The sequence below is a fragment of the Streptomyces aculeolatus genome, assembly GCF_020400605.1.
GTDB lineage: Bacteria > Actinomycetota > Actinomycetes > Streptomycetales > Streptomycetaceae > Streptomyces > Streptomyces aculeolatus.
Genome location: NZ_JAINRD010000041.1, coordinates 1 through 19,238, shown reverse-complemented (window position 1 = coordinate 19,238; position 19,238 = coordinate 1). Strand labels below are relative to the sequence as shown.

General features: G+C 72.7%; 24 protein-coding genes. 19 read left to right on the top strand and 5 right to left on the bottom strand.

The annotated features are described in order from the left end of the window. Positions 1-135: 135 nt before the first annotated feature. The 9 genes from LG396_RS37630 (at position 136) to LG396_RS37590 (ending at position 8,418) form a co-directional block, all read left to right on the top strand. Positions 136-774 carry a superoxide dismutase family protein gene (locus tag LG396_RS37630; protein WP_263980073.1) on the top strand — a complete coding sequence of 213 codons (639 nt, stop codon included), beginning with the start codon at positions 136-138 and terminating at the stop codon, positions 772-774. A 17-nt stretch (positions 775-791) separates the two neighbouring features. Further along, positions 792-1,688, top strand: a complete 897-nt coding sequence (locus tag LG396_RS37625; protein WP_225798157.1) for a DUF3152 domain-containing protein — start codon at positions 792-794, stop codon at positions 1,686-1,688. Positions 1,689-1,920: 232 nt separating this feature from the next. Further along, complete coding sequence (locus LG396_RS37620; RefSeq protein WP_225798142.1) at positions 1,921-3,393, top strand: AMP-binding protein; 1,473 nt, start codon at positions 1,921-1,923, stop codon at positions 3,391-3,393. Between the two features lie 28 nt (positions 3,394-3,421). Beyond that, the gene (locus LG396_RS37615) at positions 3,422-3,682 is read left to right on the top strand and encodes a phosphopantetheine-binding protein (protein ID WP_225798141.1); all 261 of its coding nucleotides are present in this window, start codon (positions 3,422-3,424) and stop codon (positions 3,680-3,682) included. Positions 3,683-3,684: 2 nt separating this feature from the next. Further along, the gene (locus LG396_RS37610; protein ID WP_225798140.1) at positions 3,685-4,743 is read left to right on the top strand and encodes a hypothetical protein; all 1,059 of its coding nucleotides are present in this window, start codon (positions 3,685-3,687) and stop codon (positions 4,741-4,743) included. Beyond that, positions 4,730-5,620 (top strand): tryptophan synthase subunit alpha, encoded by an 891-nt coding sequence (gene trpA, locus LG396_RS37605; RefSeq protein WP_225798139.1) that lies wholly within the window; start codon positions 4,730-4,732, stop codon positions 5,618-5,620. The genes LG396_RS37610 and trpA overlap by 14 nt, the downstream gene beginning before the upstream one ends. 88 nt (positions 5,621-5,708) lie before the next feature. Continuing rightward, the gene (locus LG396_RS37600; protein WP_225798138.1) at positions 5,709-6,719 is read left to right on the top strand and encodes an acyl-CoA dehydrogenase family protein; all 1,011 of its coding nucleotides are present in this window, start codon (positions 5,709-5,711) and stop codon (positions 6,717-6,719) included. A 15-nt stretch (positions 6,720-6,734) separates the two neighbouring features. After that, positions 6,735-7,421, top strand: coding sequence for a transglutaminase-like domain-containing protein (locus tag LG396_RS37595; protein ID WP_037752074.1), 687 nt, complete (start codon positions 6,735-6,737; stop codon positions 7,419-7,421). Between the two features lie 118 nt (positions 7,422-7,539). After that, entirely contained in the window at positions 7,540-8,418 is an 879-nt protein-coding gene (locus tag LG396_RS37590) for a beta/alpha barrel domain-containing protein (RefSeq protein ID WP_225798137.1), read from the top strand. Here LG396_RS37590 and LG396_RS37585 read toward each other — a convergent pair. Continuing rightward, complete coding sequence (locus LG396_RS37585; RefSeq protein WP_225798136.1) at positions 8,322-8,759, bottom strand: hypothetical protein; 438 nt, start codon at positions 8,757-8,759, stop codon at positions 8,322-8,324. The two genes, LG396_RS37590 and LG396_RS37585, sit on opposite strands and share 97 nt — an antisense overlap. Before the next feature lie 49 nt (positions 8,760-8,808). Between LG396_RS37585 and LG396_RS37580 the strand changes: the two genes are divergently transcribed. The 3 genes from LG396_RS37580 to LG396_RS37570 all read left to right on the top strand — a co-directional run bounded on the left by LG396_RS37580 (position 8,809) and on the right by LG396_RS37570 (position 12,346). After that, positions 8,809-9,432: a TetR/AcrR family transcriptional regulator gene (locus tag LG396_RS37580; protein WP_225798135.1), complete on the top strand. Its 624-nt coding sequence runs from the start codon at positions 8,809-8,811 to the stop codon at positions 9,430-9,432. 125 nt (positions 9,433-9,557) lie between these two features. Then, positions 9,558-11,852 carry a molybdopterin cofactor-binding domain-containing protein gene (locus LG396_RS37575; protein WP_225798134.1) on the top strand — a complete coding sequence of 765 codons (2,295 nt, stop codon included), beginning with the start codon at positions 9,558-9,560 and terminating at the stop codon, positions 11,850-11,852. Between the two features lie 17 nt (positions 11,853-11,869). Beyond that, positions 11,870-12,346, top strand: a complete 477-nt coding sequence (locus LG396_RS37570; protein WP_225798133.1) for a (2Fe-2S)-binding protein — start codon at positions 11,870-11,872, stop codon at positions 12,344-12,346. Positions 12,347-12,358: 12 nt separating this feature from the next. Here LG396_RS37570 and LG396_RS37565 read toward each other — a convergent pair whose 3' ends face one another. Next, on the bottom strand, positions 12,359-12,760 hold the full coding sequence (locus tag LG396_RS37565) for a Rid family hydrolase (RefSeq protein ID WP_225798132.1): 402 nt from the start codon (positions 12,758-12,760) through the stop codon (positions 12,359-12,361). A 100-nt stretch (positions 12,761-12,860) separates the two neighbouring features. Here LG396_RS37565 and LG396_RS37560 point away from each other — a divergent pair, with 100 nt between their 5' ends. Further along, a complete protein-coding gene (locus LG396_RS37560) occupies positions 12,861-13,244 on the top strand; it encodes a winged helix-turn-helix transcriptional regulator (RefSeq protein ID WP_225798131.1) in 384 nt (127 codons plus the stop codon). 37 nt (positions 13,245-13,281) lie between these two features. Here LG396_RS37560 and LG396_RS37555 read toward each other — a convergent pair whose 3' ends face one another. After that, complete coding sequence (locus LG396_RS37555) at positions 13,282-13,668, bottom strand: VOC family protein (RefSeq protein WP_225798130.1); 387 nt, start codon at positions 13,666-13,668, stop codon at positions 13,282-13,284. A gap of 103 nt (positions 13,669-13,771) precedes the next feature. On the opposite strand from LG396_RS37555, the gene LG396_RS37550 reads away from it, so the two are divergent. Together LG396_RS37550 and LG396_RS37545 are read left to right on the top strand one after the other, a co-directional pair. Continuing rightward, complete coding sequence (locus tag LG396_RS37550) at positions 13,772-14,047, top strand: hypothetical protein (protein WP_037752333.1); 276 nt, start codon at positions 13,772-13,774, stop codon at positions 14,045-14,047. A 77-nt stretch (positions 14,048-14,124) separates the two neighbouring features. Continuing rightward, the gene (locus LG396_RS37545; RefSeq protein WP_018841006.1) at positions 14,125-14,436 is read left to right on the top strand and encodes a hypothetical protein; all 312 of its coding nucleotides are present in this window, start codon (positions 14,125-14,127) and stop codon (positions 14,434-14,436) included. A gap of 12 nt (positions 14,437-14,448) precedes the next feature. Here LG396_RS37545 and LG396_RS37540 read toward each other — a convergent pair whose 3' ends face one another. Further along, on the bottom strand, positions 14,449-16,272 hold the full coding sequence (locus LG396_RS37540) for an alkyl/aryl-sulfatase (RefSeq protein ID WP_225798129.1): 1,824 nt from the start codon (positions 16,270-16,272) through the stop codon (positions 14,449-14,451). A 238-nt stretch (positions 16,273-16,510) separates the two neighbouring features. On the opposite strand from LG396_RS37540, the gene LG396_RS37535 reads away from it, so the two are divergent. The 3 genes from LG396_RS37535 (at position 16,511) to LG396_RS37520 (ending at position 18,185) form a co-directional block, all read left to right on the top strand. Further along, entirely contained in the window at positions 16,511-16,789 is a 279-nt protein-coding gene (locus LG396_RS37535) for a hypothetical protein (RefSeq protein WP_027746289.1), read from the top strand. A gap of 150 nt (positions 16,790-16,939) precedes the next feature. Continuing rightward, complete coding sequence (locus LG396_RS39540; RefSeq protein ID WP_018841003.1) at positions 16,940-17,488, top strand: phospholipase A2; 549 nt, start codon at positions 16,940-16,942, stop codon at positions 17,486-17,488. Positions 17,489-17,561: 73 nt separating this feature from the next. Further along, positions 17,562-18,185, top strand: coding sequence for a DUF6000 family protein (locus tag LG396_RS37520; RefSeq protein WP_225798128.1), 624 nt, complete (start codon positions 17,562-17,564; stop codon positions 18,183-18,185). Positions 18,186-18,312: 127 nt separating this feature from the next. Here LG396_RS37520 and LG396_RS37515 read toward each other — a convergent pair whose 3' ends face one another. Further along, complete coding sequence (locus tag LG396_RS37515; RefSeq protein ID WP_225798127.1) at positions 18,313-18,603, bottom strand: flavin reductase; 291 nt, start codon at positions 18,601-18,603, stop codon at positions 18,313-18,315. A 481-nt stretch (positions 18,604-19,084) separates the two neighbouring features. Here LG396_RS37515 and LG396_RS37510 point away from each other — a divergent pair. Then, on the top strand, positions 19,085-19,238 hold a 154-nt coding region (locus tag LG396_RS37510; RefSeq protein WP_225798155.1), incomplete at its 3' end, for a helix-turn-helix domain-containing protein.

Genomic DNA, 19,238 nt, shown 5'->3' with positions numbered 1-19,238 from the left:
CCGGCACGGCGCCCGGCCCGGCCGCGTTCCGCGTCACCCGGACGCCACGCGCGTACGACACGTCTGCCCCCGCCCTCGCCGCCAGGGTGGAGGCGTACGTGCAGGCGCGCGGAGCGGCGGCGAGGAGTGGTGGCGATGCAGGCGGTGGCGGGAGCGGCGAGGGCCGCGAGGGCGGTGGTGCGGCGGCGGGCCGGGGCGGCGCTCGCCGCGGTACCCGCGGCGGTGGCGCTGCTGGCGACCGGGGCGGTCGGCCCCGCCCCGGCGGCGGCGCCGGCGGGCGACGGGCTCCGGGCCGTCGCGCGCGACGCGTACTTCCTGCCGCCGGCCAACGCCGAGCCGGACGACGGGCTGACGTACGACACGGCGCTGGTGCCCGCGGGCGCCGGCATCACGGTGGTGGAGGTGGCCCGGGACGGCGGGACGCGCCTCCGGCTGAGCCTGACCGGCCTGCTGCCCGGCCGTACGTACGGCGCACACGTCCACACCCGGCCGTGCGGCGCCGCCCCGGACGACGCCGGGCCGCACTACCAGGACGTGCGGGACCCCGTGCAGCCCTCCGTCGACCCCGCGTACGCCAACGCCGAGAACGAGGTGTGGCTCGACTTCACCACCGACCACCGGGGCAAGGCCCACACCACGACCCGCCAGGACTGGCGGTTCCGCCCCGGCGGTGCCCGGTCCGTCGTGGTGCACGAGCACGCGACGACGACGCACCCGGGCGAGGCCGGCATGGCGGGTGCGCGGCTGGCGTGCCTGTCGGTGCCGTTCGAGTAGCGGGGGAGTGGTCAGCGGTGGCCGGTCGTACGCGCACGCCGGTACGGATCGCGGCGGGCGCCGTGGCGCTCGCGCTCCTCGGCGCCGCCGGGTTGGCGCTCTGGCTCTTCGCGCTCCCGCAGAGCCTCCTGCCCGACGCCCTGCGCACCCGCACGCCGCTGGGTGCCGCCGACGACGCCAAGCCCCCGCCGCTCCAGGTGCAGCAGCACGCGTCGGGCTTCCACGTGCCGTACCGCGCGCCGGCCTCCGGGCTGCCGCACAGCTCCGGCTTCGCCATCGGCGGCTCGTTGGACATGCCCGCGCTCGGGGACCTGATGTACCGGCGGCGGATGGGTGAGACGTACCCGGTCCCCGCCGACCTGGAGGGGCCCGGCACGTTCGAGACCGTGCCCGGTCACGACCCCGCCCCGGGCGGGGGCCGGGTGGTGCGCTACCGCGTCGACATCGAGGACGGCCTGCCGCTGGACGGCCGGCTCTTCGCCCGGGCCGTACAGGAGACCCTCAACGACCCGCGGAGCTGGGGCGAGGCCGGCCGGCGCACCTTCGAGCGCGTCCCGGCCGGGCCCGCCGAATTCGCCGTCACCCTCGCCAGCCCCGGCACCACGGGGGAGTGGTGCGCCATGTCGGGCTTCGACACCACCGTCGACAACGTCTCCTGCGACTCCGGCCTGACCGAGCGCGTCCTCGTCAACGCCTTCCGGTGGGCCCAGGGCTCCACCACCTACGGCGACGACATCCTCGGCTACCGCCAGATGCTCATCAACCACGAGGTGGGCCACCGGCTCGGGCACCTGCACGCCCCCTGCGTACGGGACGGGGCGCGCGCGCCCGTCATGATGCAGCAGACGCTCTCCCTCACCACGGACGGCGCGCTGTGCGAGACGAACCCCTGGCCGTACCCGGACCGGGACTGACCCGGACCTGCGCGGGGGCGGGGGCTTCCCTAACCCGTTCGGCGCACCGCCGCGCGTGTCCGCGGGAATCCCTGACTCCTGCCCGCCGCAAGCCGATTCCCGGACGACGCGGCGGCACGACGGGCCAGGCCGGGCGACCGGACGGCGTTGTTCGAGATGCGGCAGCGAGCGATCTGTTCCCATCCTGGTGCGGGCGGAATGCACGTCGAACAGGAATCTGGAGGATTCCCGCATGGCTCTCCCGCTGGCGGAACGAATAGCGACGGTCGCGCGTCGGCACCCGGAGAACCCCGCCCTGTTCTGGCAGGGCCGTACGGTGTCGTACCGGGACCTGCTGGCGATGTCCCGCGCCGCGGAGAAGAGCATCGCCGCGCTGCGCGTTCCGGAGGGAATCCCCGTCGCCGCCGTCGCCGCGAAGTCCCCGGAGACCACCGCCGTGCTGCTGGCCTGCATGCGCGCCGCGAGGCCGGTGCTGGTGCCCCCCGCCGACGTGGGGGACAAGGCGCTGCGCACGCTCCTCGCCGACACCGGCGCCCTCGTGCTCCCCGACCCCCGCACCCTCACCACCGGCACGGCGGACGCGGCCGTCGCCGCGAGGCCCGCAGCGGTCCGTGTGCCCGACGGGACCGCGCTGATCCTCACGACCTCCGGGTCCACCGGCCTCCCCAAGGCGGTGCCGCTGCCCGCCGCGGCGGTCGGCGCCTTCGCCGAATGGTCCGCGTCGACGTTCGGCATCCGCGTCGGCACGTCCGTACTGAGCTACGCGCCCCTCAACTTCGACATCAGCCTGCTCGACGTCTGGACCACCCTCTCCCACGGCGGCCAGGTCGTACTGGTGGAGCAGGAGCGCACCGCCCACCCCGGCCACCTGCTCGCGCTCCTCCAGCAGTGCCCCGTGGACGTCGTCCAGGGCGTGCCGATGCTCTTCCAGCTCCTGGCAGCCGCCGAGAAGCAGGCCCGCGGCGACGAGTTCGCGGCCGTCGGCGAGGTCCTCGTCACCGGCGACTCACTGTCCCCCGGCGGCCTCGCCGCGCTGCCCCGCCTCTTTCCCGGGGCGCGTCTGCGCAACGTCTACGGCTGTACGGAGACCAACGACACCTTCGTCCACGAGATCGACCCCGCCGGCGATCCCGGCCGCTACGGCACCGTGCCGATCGGCCGCGCCGTCGAAGGCGTCTGTGCGGACATCGTCGCCGAGGACGGCACCGTCGTCGCGGGGCCGGGGCGCGGCGAACTGATCGTCACCTCGCCCTTCCAGACCAGCGGCTACCTCGACCCGGCGCAGCACGCCGCGGCGTTCGTCGGCCATCCCGACGGCGTGACGCCCGGCCCGTACTACCGCACCGGCGACGTCGTGACCCGCCACCCCGACGGCGTGCTCACCCTCGACGGCCGCAGCGACTCCATGGTCACGGTCCGCGGCATCCGCATCAACACCGCCGCCGTCGAAGGCGCGCTGCGCTCCCATCCCGAGGTGGCGGACGCCGTGGTCGTCGCCCTGCCGGACGAGCGCACCGGCAAGCGGCTGCACGCCGTCGTCCACCGCGCCGCCGGTTCCCTGCTCAACAGCCTGCGGCTGCGCGAGCACGTCGCCGCGGAGCTGCCGCGGGCCGGCATCCCCAGCGGCATCGAGTTCGTCGACGCGCCGCTGCCGCGTACCGCCACCGGGAAGATCGACCGCCGCACCGTGGCGAACAGCCTCTGAGCGGAACCCGTACGAGGAAGGAAGAAGGATGTCCCGCATCGACGCCATCAAGCGCCACCTGGTCGAGGAGTACGAGCTGGGCACCGCGCCCGCCGAGCTGGCCGACGACTACGACCTGCTCCGCAACGGCGTGATCGACAGCCTCGCGCTGCTCACCCTGGTGAGCTGGCTGGAGAACGAGTACGCGCTCGACATCGACGCCGCGGACGTCGTGCCGGACAACTTCCGCACCGCGGCGTCGATCGACGCCTTCGTGGCCGCCGCCGTCACGACGGCGAAGGTCGGCTGACCATGCCCCCCGGCGTACTGCTCGCGCTCGTCGCCCACCGCCGGGTGGACGAGGGAAGCTGGCACGACCTGTGGGAGCGGGCCGAGGACAACGCCCTCCTCCCCGGCGAGGCCCTCGGCGTCACGGCCTCCCTCAGCACCCGGCTGCCCGGCGCGGACACCGTCGTCGCCCTGCTCGACTCGCTCGACGCCCGGCGCGACCGCCTCCCCGCCACCTGGCCCGGCACCGTCAACCTCGTCGGCACCGGCGGCGGCCCGGGTACGTTCGACGTCACCACCGCCGCCGCCCTGCTCGCCGCGGCCACCGGCGTCCGCGTCGTCAAGACCGGCTCGCGCGGCTGCACCGGCCGCTCCGGCTCCCTCGACACCCTGGAGCGCCTCGGCATCGCCGCCGCCGCGAGCTACGCCGAGTGCGAGGACATGCTCGCCGCGTACGGCATCGCCTTCGCCGGCGGCTTCGTCCACCCCGTCGAGCTGACCCGGCTGGCGCGCGCGATCCTGCCGTACGGGATGAAGGAGGTCGGCGGCGCCTTCGACCGCCTCGACCCGTTCCTCGCCGCGATACCCGTCAGCGCCCAGCTCACCGGCGTCTCCGACCCGGGCCTCTACGCCGTCGCCGCCCGCGTCGCCGACCGCCGCCCGGGCCGCGCCCTCTGGCTGACCCGCAACGACCTCGGCGCCGACGAGCTGCTGAGCTTCGCCGCCAACACCGTACGACCCGGCCCGAGCCGGTCGGAAACCACGGTCGCACCCGGCTTCGCCGGCCACGGGCGGCCGTACGCCGGCACCCTCGCCGACCTGCGACCCGCCGGCCCCGGCGAGCCCGTCGAGACGCACCTGATGACGCTGCTGCGCGGCGGCGGCCCCGTCGCCGCCCGGGAGACCGTCTGCCTCAACGCCGCCGTCGCCACCCTCGCGGCGGGTGCCGACCGGAGCCTCGCAGAGGCGTTCCACGCCGCCGAGGACGCGCTCCGCGAAGGCGCCGCGGTACGGCTCGTCGAGCGGCTGCGCGCAAGCCGCCGGCCCGAGACGGCGAGGCAGGTGGCCGGTGTCCGCGCCTAGCCACCACCTCGCCCGCAGCCCGCGGCCCCGGCCCCCCGACAGCCCCTTCTTCCCCGGCCGCACGTCCCGCGACCCCGGCCTCGCGCTCTTCCTCAACGCCGGCGACCCCGGCCTGGAGCACACCCGCGACCTGCTGCTGCTCTTCGACCGCCTCGGCGTCGACTGCGCCGAACTCGCCGTCCCCTTCCCCGACTCCGTCACCGACGGCCCCGTCATCCGCGCCTCCGCCCGGCGGGCGCTCGCCGCCGGCACCGGGGCGGACGAGGTGATGGACCTCCTGGAGCGCGTACGGCCCCGGCTGCGGCACACCAAGGTCGCGCTGCTCGCCGACTGGCGGCACACCGTACGCCCCCTGGGCATCGAGCCGTTCCTGCGCCGCAGCCGCTCCGCGGGCGCCGACGCCGTACTCCTGCACGGCCTGCCGCCGCGCGCCACCGCCGCCTACTGGGACGCCGCCGAGCAGACCGGCCAGCGCGTCGTCACCACCTGCTACGCCGACTCCCCCGGGGAAGTGCTGGCGCGGGCCGCCCGGCGCTCCACCGCGTACGTCTACCTCGTCGCCACCCACGGCCGCTCCGGCACCGCCCCGCCGCCCGACCCCGTCCGCCTGCGCCCCGCCGTTCGCGCCCTCAGGCGCACCGGCGCCGCACCGGTCGCCGTCGGCTTCGGGGTGCGCACGCGCCACGACGTACGCACGGTCGGGGCTCTCGGCGCCGAGGCCGCGATCGTCGGCAGCGCCCTCGTCGGCCGTATCGCGCAGGCCCACCAGCAGGGCGGGGACCTCCTGCGGGACGTCGAGCAGTTCGTCACCGGACTGCGGCCCCGGACCGGCCGCCTACCCGAGGAGCAGAACACCGCGGAGGGAGCGGAAAGTTGACCGTGGCAGAAGGACGCCCGCCACGTCGACCGGGGAAACGACTGACCGCCGGCAGCGATACGAGCACGCCCGAGCGAAGGAGCCCGCCGTGATCGCCTGGTCGAAGGACGACGAGAGGCTGAAGGAAGGGATCAGCCTGTGGTTCGGGAAGTTCGACGAGGACCGCCCCCGCTACGGCCGGGAACCGGCCTTTCCGCGCGAACCCTGGCTCGCCGTCATGGAATCCGGGATCCTGCGCCTGCCCTTCGACGAGAAGTGGGGCGGCCTCGGGCAGTCGCTCCTCACCACGATGTACGTGCTGGAGGAACTGGGCCGCTGCTGCCGCAACACCGGACTGAACTTCGGCATCACCACCCACATGGTGAGCACCGGCGTCGCCCTCCAGCGCTTCGGCTCCACCGCGCTCAAAGACGCCCACCTGCCGCAGGTCTGCGCCGGCACCGCCGTCGGCACCCACGCCGTCACCGAACCCGACTCCGGCTCCGACGCGCTCGGCATGCGTACGACCGCGACCGCCGACGGCGACTGCTACCGCCTCAGCGGCGCCAAGGCGTTCGTCGGCAACGGGCCCGTCGCCGACCTCGTCGTCGTCTACGCCAGGACAGAACCCGCCGCCGGCCCGCTGGGCGTCACCGCCTTCCTGGTGGCACGCGACACACCCGGCCTCACCTTCGGCGACCCCGTCGAGGGGACGGGGCTGAAGTCCGCACCGCTGTGCTCGCTCTTCCTCGACGACTGCCGGGTACCCAGGACCCACATCCTCGGCCGCGTGGGCGCCGGCCTCCTCGTCCTGGACCACGTGAGGACGTGGGAGATCCTGTGCTGCTTCATCGTCGGCACCGGCGAGATACGCCGCCGCCTCGACCGCTGCGTCGCGTACGCGGGGGAGCGCAGCGCCTTCGGCCGGTCCGTCGGCGGCTTCCAGGCAGTCGCCAAGCGGATCGTCGACATGAAGATCGGCCTGGAGATGTCCAGGAAGTGGCTCTACGACACAGCGGAGAAGTTCACCGCGGGGCGCAAGGTCACCGCGGACCTGGCGACCGCGAAACTCGTCGCCGACCGGATAGCCGCGACGCTCGGCCTGGGGCGCGCCGCCTGATGCGGGAGAACACCGATGACGACCACAGAACTGGAAAACGCCCTCGCCCCCACCGAGTTCCTGAACTCCGACGACCCCGACGTCCGCGACTTCGTCCGCCGCACCCTCCCGCAGGACGGGCTCGACAGCAGGGACGCGGCCGTACGCCTCTACTACGCCGTGCGCGACGGCATCGACTACGAGGTCCACGGCGTGGACCTGTCCCGTACCGGCGTCACCGCCGGCGAGGTCGCCCGTACCGGCAAAGGCATGTGCATCCACAAGTGCGTGCTCTACGCCGCCGCCCTGCGCGCCGTCGGCATCCCCGCACGGCTCGTGCTCACCGACGTGCGCAACCACCTGCCGTCGCCCGCGCTGCGCCGGCTCGTCGGCGACGTCTTCCGCTACCACGCCCTCACCACCGTCCACCTCGACGGCGCCTGGGTGCGCGCGACCCCCGTCTTCAACCGGCTGCTGTGCCGCCTGCACGGCATGCGCCCCCTCGACTTCGACGGCAGAACCGACAGCGTCCACCACCCGTACGGCGCTGACGGCATGCGGCACATGGAAGTCGTCCGTGAGCACGGCGAATTCGACGACCTGCCGTACGAACGGGTGCTCGACGGCATGCGCGGCGCCCACCCCGGCATCTTCGCGGACCCGGACAGCACCCGGCTGGTGGCCGGCTCGCTGCACGCCGACGCGGCCGCGCGGAAGGGCTGAGCCCCGACGTCGACAGCGGCGCCCAGCGACGGCGCCGGACAGCTCTCGCCGGCGCTCGTCGGCGACATCCGCCGCGCCCGGGACACGGGGCGGCGGCAGGCCCTCCAGGAGGAACAGCATGCCCTTCCCCGCTGACACGGCCGGCACGAGCCCGGCCGACCAGCGCTTCGGCGACGCGCTCGCCGTCGCCGAACTGCCGGTGATCATGGAGGTCGAGCGGTCCGTAGCGGACGGCGCGGACCTGCTGCAGGACCGTACCGCCGGCGACCTGGTCCGCCGCTACGAGGAGTTGGGCGCGCCCGCGCTGTCCGTCGTCACCGGCTCGTGGTTCGGCGGCACGTCCCGGCTCCTGGACGAGGTGGTCGCGGAGACCTCGCTGCCCGTCCTCGTCAAGGACTTCTTCACCAAGGAGAAGCAGATCAGGCAGGCCGCCGAGGCGGGCGCGGCCGCCGTGCTGCTCGCGGCCACCATCCTGCCGCACCGGCTCATGGCGACGCTGGTCGACGCCTGCCTGTCCCACGGCGTCACCCCGTTCGTCGAGATCACCTCCGCCGCCGAGCTGTCCGCGCTCACCCGGCCCGAGGCCTGCGTCGTCGCCGTGAACAACAAGGACGTCCGCACGCGCGGGAGCACGGAACCGGACCTGGACCGCAGCCACGACCTGCTGCCCCGTGTGCGGGCCGCGGGTGCCGGGCTGACCGTCAGCGCCGGCGGCATCGCCACCCCCGAGGAGGCCGCCGCCCTCCTCGCGGCCGGCTACCGGGGCCTGCTGATCGGCACGGGGCTGCTGCGCGCGGCGGACCTGGACACGTGGTTCGCCGGCCTGCGCGCGCTGCTGCCCGACGCGGAATCCCCGCGGCAGACGGAGCCGCACGCGCCGGACCCGGACGGGCACCCGCGTCAGGCGGCGGAACCCGCCGTACGCACGGGAGCAGCCGGCCGTACGGAACGCGCGCCCGCGAGCAGCGCACCGAGCACCGGCGCCGCCGCCGTCTGATACCCGACCCACACCTCGCCCCCGGCACTGCCGCCCATCCACGCCACCAGCAGCCCGGCGAGCGTCGCCAGCAGCCACCCGGCGTCGTAGCCGGCCATCAGCCGGATGTACGCGCCCTCCGCCCGCCGGCGCACCAGCGCCAGCTCCACCGCACCGCCGGCCAGCAGGGCCACCCCCGCGAGCACCGGCAGCCACCCGGCCACGCCGAGCCGCTCGCCGAGCCAGCCGTGGCCGGCGACGTACCCGGCACCCAGCAGCACCTTGAACACCCCGTCGGCGACGATCCCCGCCGCGCGCCCCGCCGTCGCCGGCGCGACATCGGATCCGAGCCTCCCGGTCATGAGCCGCCCCCTTTCCTTCTCGTAACCTGATTACTAGAATAACCAAATTATGAGAAGGACGAGAGCGGAGAACAAGGAGCGCAACCGCCGAGCCCTGCTCGACGCGGCGTTCCAGCTCGTGGCCCGGGAGGGCCACCGCGCCCGGCTGGAGGACATCGCCGAGCACGCGGACCTGACCACCGGCGCCGTCTACTCGCTGTTCGGCAGCAAGGGCGGCCTGCTGACGGCCCTCGTCGAGGACTACCTGCGCCCCCACTACCAGGAGATCGAGCAGGCCGTCCCACGCGAGGCGGACCTGCTCGCGGCGGTGGACGCCTTCGCCCGCTACTACCGGCGCTCCTGCGACACCCCGGAGGCCAGGTCCGACCTGGCGCTGCAGATCACCCTGCTGGACATGGCGCTGCACGACCCCGGCCTCGGCTCCCAGATCGCCCGGACCATCCAGGAGCAGGAAGGCCACCTGGCGGCGCTGTTCACCGGCCGGGCCCACGCCGGCGGCAGCGTGACACCCCGGCAGGCGCGGCGGCTCGTCACCGCGCTCCGCGCCCTTTTCGTCGGCCTCAGCCAGGGCGTACTCCTCGACCTCGCCCCGGGAGCCGACGAGGAGTTCTTCGCCGACGCCGCCCGCGCCCTCGCCGTCGGCGCCGTCGGCGGACCGGCCGGGAGCGACTGACCGCGCGCGGCCGGATGCCCCCTGTCCCGGGCAGCGCCCGGCCGGTACGTTCTGGTACTTCCCCGCGGCGGGCCGGCGGCCCGCGACGGGGCAGCCATGGCCAACCGGGCGGAAGGAGCCGGACGATGACCGGACCGAACGGCAGGCGGCGGCAGGCGGAACCCGGCCGGCGGCGGTTCCTCGGCTACGTGCTGGCCGCCCCCACCCTGGTGGCCGCCGCCGAACTCGCACCCGCCCCCGCGGCCGGCGCCAGGCCCGCCTCGCCGGACCTCACCGAACTCCTCGACCTCAACGACGTCATGACCGCGGCCGCCCTGCCCACCTCGGGCCTGATCACCGTCGAAGTCCAGCCCGACGGCACCGTCTCCTTCGCCCTGCCCCGCGCCGAGGTCGGACAGGGCATCACCACCTCCACCGCTATGCTCATCGCCGAGGAACTGGCGCTCCCACCCGAGCGGGTACGCGTCACGCTGGCCGAAGCCCGCCCCGAGCTGCTGTTCAACCAGCTCACCGGCGCCTCCAACACCACCATCGCCACCTACACCCCCATCCGCGTCGCCGCCGCCGTCGCCCGCCACCGGCTGCTCGCCGCCGCCGCGGCCGAACTCGGCTCGCCCGCCGCGCACCTGACGCTGCACGACGGCACCGTCCGCGACCGCTCCGGCGCCTCCGTGGACATCGGCACCCTCGCCCCCAAGGCCGCCGCCACCCGCTCCGAGCCCGTGGAGGTCCGCCTCACCGCCCGCGAGGACTTCAAGGTCATCGGCCGCCCCCACAACCGCATCGACGCCCGCGACGCGGTCACCGGCCGCAAGAAGTTCGCCATGGACCTCGACGTCCCCGGCGCCAAGCCCACGATGGTCTGCCGCCCGCCGACCATCAACGGCAAGCCAGGGGCGGTCGCCAACCTCGCCGACGTCGCCGCCATGCCCGGCGTCACCGACGTCGTACCGATCGACACCGGCGTGGCCGTACGCGCCGAGACCTTCGGCCAGTGCGTCGACGCCGTACGCGCGCTGCGCGTCGACTGGCTGCCCGGCACCGCCGAGGGCAAGTCCGACCAGAGTGTGCTGCGTGAACTCGCCGCCGCCGAGCCGCCGATGGGCCTGCCGCCGCTCACCCCCCACGTGGAGGCCACGTTCACCTTCCACTTCCGCAGCAACAGCGCGCTGGAGCCCAACTGCGCCGTCGCCGACGTACGCCCCGACCGCGCGGAGGTCTGGTCGGCGCTCAAGTCACCGATCGTCGCCAAGGAGGCCATCGCCGCCAAGCTCGGCCTGCCCCTCGGGCGCGTCACCGTCCACATCGCCCAGGGCGGCGGCTCCTTCGGCCGCAAGCTGTTCTTCGACGCCGCCCTGGAGGCCGTCGAGGTCTCCCGCCGGATCGGCAAGCCCGTGAAGCTCATGTGGCACCGGGCCGACGACTCCCGCCAGGGGCGTACGCACCCCATGGCCACCTCGCGGGTACGCGCCGACTACGCCGGCGGCGCCGTCCTCGGCTTCAAGCAGCGGCACACCAGCGTCGCCACCGACCTCGGCCACGGCCTCGGCGAGCTGTTCACCGCCATGGCCGCACGACTGCCGGTCGGCGACATCGGCTTCTCGCAGACGTTCTTCCACCTCAGCCAGTCGATGCCCTACGAGTTCGGCCTCGCCACCCGGCTGCTCAACGAGACCGACAAGGGCTTCAACACGGGCAGCATGCGCAACGTCTACTCGCCTGACGTCACCTGCGCCCGCGAGCTGATCGTCGACCGCCTCGCCGCGAAGATGGGCAAGGACCCGTACACGTTCCGCCGCGACTTCCTGCGCGACGCACGCTCCCGCGCGGTCCTGGAGAAGGCCGCGGAGGCCGGGGACTGGGGCCGGCAGATGCCCGAGGGCACCGCGCAGGGCATCGCGTTCCACTCCGAGTACAAGTCCGTCAGCGCCGCCCTGGTGGAGATCGACTGCCGCCCCGAGACCGTCGGCCGGCCCATCCGCGACGGTGTCGGCGGCCCTCGCGTCATCAAGGCCGTCTTCGCCGTCGATGTCGGCCTCGCGGTCAATCCGCGCGGTCTGGAAGCGCAGATGATGGGCTGCCTCATGGACGGCATTGCGCTGGCCCTGACCTCGAGCCTCCACTTGCGGGAGGGGCATTTCCTCGAAGCGAGTTGGGACAACTACTTCTACACCCGGCAGTGGAACACTCCGCCTGAGTTGCAGGTGATCGTGATGCCGGACACCTCGGACGAGCCGGGTGGGGCGGGGGAGTTGGGGGTTGCCGCGTCGATGGCCGCGGTCGCCTGTGCGTACGGCCGCGCGACCGGGACGATGCCCACCGTCTTCCCGGTCAACCACGGCACGCTCTCCTTCACCCCCAAGCCGACCGTGCCGCCCGTTCCCGCGTCCCCGACCGACGGCCTGGACCACGTCCGCTGACCTGCTGGGAGCCTTTCGTGCCCGAACACACCTTCCGCCTCAACGGCGAGCAAGTCACCGTCGACGCGGCCGATGACGAGCGTCTGCTGTGGGTGCTGCGTGATGTCCTGGGCGTCACCGGACCGAAGTACGGTTGCGGGATCAACGTCTGCAAGGCGTGCACCAGCCACCTCAACGGCAAGGCCGCCAACCCCTGCGCCATTCCGGTCGGCGATCTGGAGGCGACGGACGAGGTCACCACCATCGAGGGCCTCGCGGACACCGTCGACGCAGACCTGCATCCCATGCAGCAGGCGTGGCTGGACCACGACGTGGTCCAGTGCGGCTACTGCCAGCCCGGCCAGATCATGGCCGCCGTCGCCCTGGTACGCCGCGTGGCCGCCGAGGGCCGGGAGATCACCGACGACGACCTCGACGGCATCCGCAACATCTGCCGCTGCGGCACCTACACCCGCATCCGCGACGCCATCAGGACAGGCGCCGAGCGGATGTGACCGGGGGCGGACTCAGGCCGGCAGCCGGGTGTCCACGACGACGGCGATCTCGACGAGCTGCCCGGGGAAGGCCAGCTCGGCGACCCCGACGACGGTGCTGGCGGGGCGGTGGGCGCCGTAGTACGCCCGGTTGCCCGCGGTGATCGCCGCGGCGTTCCGCTGCAGGTGCACGCCGTACACGGTCTGCGACACGATCTGGCTGCGGGCGGCGCCGTAGTGCTCCAGGGCCTTGTCGAGATTGGCGTACGTCAGCTCCAGCTGCGCGGCGCAGTCGTCCGCGTGCGCGAACTCGCCCGCCTCGTCGAACGCGACCTGCCCGGAGACGTGGATCAGCTCGCCCGACCTGATCGCCTGCGCGTAGCCGAACTCGTTCTCGGGTGCCACGCCGTGGTGGAAGGCGTCGATGGCCGCCATGGTGAGTGTCCTTCCCTTGGCTCTCTTGTGGTTACTCGAGAACTGTAGGAGAGTGAGCGCTGACCTGGAAGAACGCACTTTTTCGTTACTGAGGAACCAGATGGTGACCAAGCGGGAACTCAAGGCCCTCCCCGAGGACGCGGACCTCAGGCGCGCGGACTCCCTGGCGCGGGAGGTCTTCTCCGACGTCGCCAACAAGCGGGCGCTGCTGATCATCGAAGCGCTCGGCGAGCGCACGCTGCGCTTCAGCGAGCTGCGCGACGAGGTCGAGGGCGTCAGCCACAAGATGCTCACGCAAAACCTGCGCACCCTGGAGCGCGACGGCCTGGTCGACCGGAAGGTCTACCCCACGGTCCCGCCGCGGGTCGAGTACACGCTCACCGAGCCGGGCCGCGCCCTGCGCGCCACGGTGGACGCGATGTGCGACTGGACCCAGCAGTACCTGCACCACATCGAGGCCGCCCGCAACCGCTTCGACGCCTGACGCCGAGGGTGGGATCCGGGCCGCGCCGGCGGCGGCGTCAGCCCGCGGGCCGCACCCGGGAGCGCAGCAGGCAGAACTCGTTGCCTTCGGGGTCCGCCAGCGGGTACCAGCTCTCCGTGCCGGACTGGCCGACGTCGACGTGCCTGGCGCCGAGCGCGAGCAGCCGCTCCAGCTCCGCCTCCTGGTCGCGGTCGGTGGCGTTGACGTCGATGTGCAGCGGGAGCTTCCCCCGGCGCGGGTCGCTGCTCGCGCTCAGCACGAGCGTGGGCTGGAGCCCGCCGAAGCCGGCGTCCGCCGGGCCGATCTCGATGGTGCCGTCGTCGTCCCGTTCGAGCTCGACGTAGCCGAGGACCTCGCTCCAGAACGCGGCGAGCCGCTCGGGGTCGGCGGCGTCGATGACCAGTTCGGTGATGCGGCATGCCATGGCCGCAGCATACGGCCACCTCCCCTCCGCCGCGCGCCCGGCCCGGCCCCGGCCGCGGACGCGACCACGCCGGAGTGTCAGTGCCGGCTGAGAGGCTGGGGCCATGGACAGGGACGAGGAGTTGCTGCGCGGCCGGGTCTACGGCGCGGAACACGACGACCCGCACCCCGGGCCGCGCCCGGGCCGCGACTATGCCGAGCTGGTCGGCGGCCCCCTGGACGGGCTGCTGCTCGACATCACCGGCTGGAGCGCGCGGGAGACCGCCGCGGGCGCGGCCCTGCCCACCGAGCTGGGCCGCTTCGGCTCCGGTGGCCGCGCCACCTATGCGCCCGCGCCCGGTGCTCCGCGGCGGTGGGAGTGGGCGGGCGACATAGCCTGAACGCCGGTGCCGTGTAACGGTCTTCGGGAAGCGGAATCCGGCCTGGTAACGCGCGTGCCCGACGTAGGGTGCCGCGTATGAAAATCTTCGGATGGGTGCTTTTCGTCTGCGGCCTGTACTTCCTGGTACAGGGATTCGTGATGCCGATGATGGCTGAGCGGTCTGACGTGGAGAGCATCGAGTTCCAGCAGATCCGCGAGTCCAGCTCCTACCTGGGCATCGGCCTCATGATCGGCGCGGTCGCCTGCGGCGTGCTGGACCGCAGCCCCGGCGGCTCCGGGCAGCGCGCCGCGCAGCCGCCCCCGTCGTACCCGGCCCAGCAGCCCTACGGCGCCCCGCCGCCCCCGCAGCAGCCGCACGGCGGCTGGGGCCCGCCGCCCGCGGGCTGATCCCGCGCGACCTCAGGGGGTGACGACGGCGAAGTCCGGGTCGGGCTTGTCGAGGACGGACATCAGGGTGCGCAGCACACCCAGGTCGCCCGTGTGCTCGATGCCCTCCGGATCCTCACCCGCCAGCAGCGCGAGCAACTGGGCCTTGGTCAGCGTCAGCGACACGTCGGCCGGCTCCGCGGGATGCCCGTCGAGGCGGTGGTGGGTGAGGGCGCCGTGCGAGAGCGTGGCCCGGTGGTGCTCGCCGAGGTCGGTGACGTGCCAGTCCAGGGTGAGGCGGAGATCCCACGCCCGGGGGCCGTCGACGACGATGGCGACGGAGTCGAGGAGCTGCTCGACGCTGAGGGCGGCCATGAGGCTGCTCGCGGCGATGTCGGTCCGGCTGACACCCTCGCGCAGCTCACGGGCCCCGACGAGATAGCAGTTGCGCCAGGTGGCGCACTCCGCGCCGTGGCCGAGCTGTTCGAAGACGTCGGCGAGCGCGTTCTTCGCGCCGGTGTGGTCGGGGTCGGCGAACACGGCGTGCTTGAGGAGCTGCGCGGCGAAGCGCAGATCGCCGTCGTCGGCGTACGAGCCGGCCTTGGCCACCATCGCGTCCACGCCGCCCATGCACTCCGCGTAGCGCTTGGCGGTCTCGGCCGGCGGGTGTTCCCACAACGAGGCGGGATGGCCGTCGTACCAGCCGAGGTAGCGCTGGTAGATGGCCTTCACGTTGTGGCTGACGGAGCCGTAGTAGCCGTGCGTGTGCCAGGCCGCGGCGAGCGACGGCGGCATCTCGATGATCTCGGCGATCTCGGTGCCGGTGTATCCCTGGTTGGCCAGCCGCAGCGTCTGGTCGTGCAGATACGCGTACAGGTCCCGCTGCTCGGTCAGGAAGTCGCGCATCGCCTCCTGCCCCCAGGTCGGCCAGTGGTGGGAGGCGAACAGCACGTCGGCGCCGGCGGCGAAGAGCCGTAGCGCCTCGTCGAGATAGCGGGCCCAGATGCGGGCGTCGCGCACGAGGGCGCCGCGGAGGGTCAGGATGTTGTGCAGGTTGTGGGTGGCGTTCTCCGCCATGCACAGCGCGCGGTGGTCGGGCAGCAGGAAGTTCATCTCCGACGGGGCCTCGGTGCCGGGCGTCATCTGGAAGACGAACCGCACGCCGTCGACCGTCTCGGTCTGCCCGGTGTGGGTGACGTCCATGGTGGCCGGCAGCAGGGCGGGCGTACCGGTGGAGGCGGTGAAGCCCAGCCCCATGCCGACCAGCCCGGCGGGGCCGCGCTCCAGGTTCATCCCGCCGTAGTAGAAGCCGCGGCGCAGCATCGCGGTGCCGGCGTAGACGTTCTCGGCCACGGAGTGCTCCAGGTACCCGGCGGGGGCGAGGACCGGCACGTCCGCGTCGGCTTCCGGGTCGAGGACGCCGAGGATGCCGCCGAAGTGGTCGAGGTGCGAGTGCGTGATGACCACACCGGTGACGGGCCGGTCGCCGCGCTCCGCGCGGTACAGGGCCAGCGCCGCGGCGGCGGTCTCCCGGGAGATCAGCGGATCCACGACGACGACCCCGCGGTCGCCCTCGATCAGGGTCATGTTCGACAGGTCGTACCCGCGTACCTGGAGGACACCGGCGGCCACCTCGTAGAGCCCGGCACGGGCGCACAGCTTCGCCTGGCGCCACAGGCTGGGGTCGACGGTGTCGGGATGGCCGTCGTCGGGAAAGGTGCCGAGGAAGCCGGTGTCGTCGAAGTCCCACACCACCCGTCCGTCCGCGGTGGTGACCTGCTGCTCGGAGGGTCCGGCGAGGAAGCCGCGGTCGGCGGCCTCGAAGTCGGCGTGGTCGCGGAGATCGGGCGTGGCCATACGGGTCCTCCCGCGGGTGAGTGCAGTGCACTCCAGCCTCGGCCCGCCGGGCACGGCCGACCCCCGGAGCGGGGCTGTTCGAGTGACACGCGTAGAAGCACACGCCCGGTTCGAACCTGACGCTCCGAATCCTTGTGATCGTGTCCCGGTCATGTCACCAAACAGTCACACCGCAAGACACGGGCCTCCGGAGTCGGACAGGATTCACCGGTCCGAACACGTATTTGCTAGGGGAATCATGCACAAGCGCACTGCCCGTATTTCCGCTCTTGCTGCGGCTGCGGCGGCTCTGACCTTCGCCGTGGCCGGCTGCGGTAGTGACAGCGAGCCGGATGAGGCAGCCTGCAAGGAGGCCATCACCAAGCAGTTGAAGGACGCCGCGGCGGGCAAGGAGGGCGCCGGTGAAGAAAAGCCTGATGCCTGCGAGGGTATCGATGACAAGACCGGCCGGCGTCTGGTCCAAGAGGTCACGGACGAGGAGATGAAGGGCATCGAGGAATCCCTCGACGCCCCCTGATCGTGACTGGAGCCCGCCCTGCGCGGAGGGCGCACACGCGCACCGCGCCGGGCGGGCGCCGCTCGGTCAACCGGACGGCCCGCCGGACCCGTACGGGCGGATCCGCACCACGGACCGCATGATCGCAGCCCCGGCGCGCAGCCTTCCCGCATGAACAAGACCCCCCGCAGCCGGGCGCCCGTCGCCGCACTGCGAAGGAAGCTGTCGACCACCACCGCCACCCTGGCCCTGCTCACAGCAGCCACCCTCGGCGGCACCCTGGCGGGCGCCGACACCGCCACGGCCGCCGAGGCGAACCCGGTGGCCACCGCTCCCGCAGCAGCGCCGACGCTGCGCGAGCAGGCCGACGCGATCATGAACCTGACCTACGTGGAGTTCGCCGAAACCCCCCACGTACCGCCGTTCAACTGGACCAACGACGGCTGCTCCGTCCCCACCGGCTATGCCCCGTACAGCGAGGTCTTCCGCCCCGCGTGCGTCCAGCACGACTTCGGCTACCGGAACTACGGCGCCGACCACGAACTGCAGCTCAGCCCGACGCGCGAGACGAAGAACTGGATCGACGGCCGCTTCCGCACCGAAATGCGCCGCATCTGCGACGACCGCGAGAGCTCCCGCCTCTCCCACCTCGCGTGCGTCAACGCCGCCGAGGCGTACTACGGGGCGGTCCAACTGGGCGGCGACAGCTCGTTCTTCTGACCCTCCCCGAAGCGGCGCGGAGATCGGCGGCAACACCGCCCGCCGATCTCCTCCCCGGGGGCAGAATGTACACATGGGCTACGCCTACGACCCCCCGGAGCATGTGCGCGTGGTCTGGCACTACGTCAGACGGGGCCGGCGCTACAGCGAACTCTGCGGCGGACGCTTCCTGGCCATGCAGGGCCGCGAGCGCAGGAGATTCGCCCGGAGGCTGGCGAGGGATGCCCACAAGATCACGCCCCGGTCGATGGACATCCTCCTCTCCCGCGGCTGGCGCGAGCGCATGGTCGCGGCCTGGCTCGTCGCCGTCGCCCGCAGATCCGAATTCCGCGAGCGACTCTCTGAACTCCTCCTCACCCCCGACGACTACTCGGCGAACAACTACTGCCTCGCCCTCGCCCGTTTGGGCACGCCCGCCGACGCGGACATCCTGGTCTCCTACCTCGCCCGCAGCCTCCCCCGCCCGGACCGCTACTCCCACGCGGACACCGCCCTCGGAGCGCTGCTGCTCCTCGACGCGGAACACGGCGTGGACCGTACGTCCGGATTCCTCGTCCCGAACGGCCCCTGGCAGAGGTGGAACGAAGGCCGACCCCATGTGCCCTCGTACTCGCCGGAAGAGTGCCGTGAAGACGCCGCCCTCGCGTGCGCCTACGCCGCCGAGAGCGCCACGTACATTCGGCGGCCGGACAAATAGAGGCGACGGACGCACAAGCGGTTCTCGTCTTGAGGGTCAGCTGCCCGGGAAATGATGCCGCGGTTGCGGACAGGAACGCGGGGGGCGGGCGAGATCAGACCATCACTCGTGAGATACCCCACGCCGGTCAGCGAACGGGATGATTGTGTGGGGTGTGGGTGCCGTAGGTGCGCGCGTGATAGGTCAGCGGGGTACGCCCGCTGGACTCGGCTCTCGTGACGGTGCCGAGCACGATGACGTGATCGCCCCCGTTGACCAGCTCGTCGGCCATGGGCGGGTTGAGGGACAGCGAGGTGAAGGCACTCACGGTCGTACCGTGCGGGCGGTCCCCGTCTATTGCGGTGACCACCGACACCGGCGTGGGTACCGCTGCCATGACCTCGGTGAAGGCCGCGCGCAGGTCGGGAGTTGTGGTCATTCGATGTCTCCTTGTCGCACAGCGCGGCAGGACGGGTCTCGCACGGCCGTCGCGGCGCACGTGGAGGGCGGCGCACACGGCCGCATGACAGCGGCTCACCCCGCACCGACACCGCGGGTGTCGCTCCTCGGGGCCCGGTAGGTGGGCAGATGGGCGGACTCGGTGTGCAGTACGACGCCACCCCCAATTGGATCTGGAATGCGGGAGACTCGGCCCTTGTGCGGCGATTGCCTTCTGTGTCTACCTCCGGGGCCGCGCCGGATTCCATGGTTTAGCACGCGACCGGACCGGTGAGCTGGGGGCGAAGGAGGGTGGGTGGGCATTACCGCGGTGGATGTCCAGACCGGTCGCCAGTTCGGCTCTTCCTCGTGCCGTGTGTTGGTGGTGGGTCGCCAAGTGGGCGCCAAGTCGTTGGTGTGGTGGTGGCCAAGTGGGGGGTTGGATGCTGGGTGGTGGTGTGTTGGGTCGGTTGGAGGGTGTTGTGGAGATTCGGGTTTTGGGTCCGTTGTGTGGTGTGGTGAATGGGGGGTCGGTTGTTCCGTCTGCGGGTAAGCCGCGTCAGGTGTTTGCGTTGTTTGCGTTGTATCCGGGGCGGGTTTTGCCGGTGTCGATGTTGATGGAGGAGGTGTGGCGGG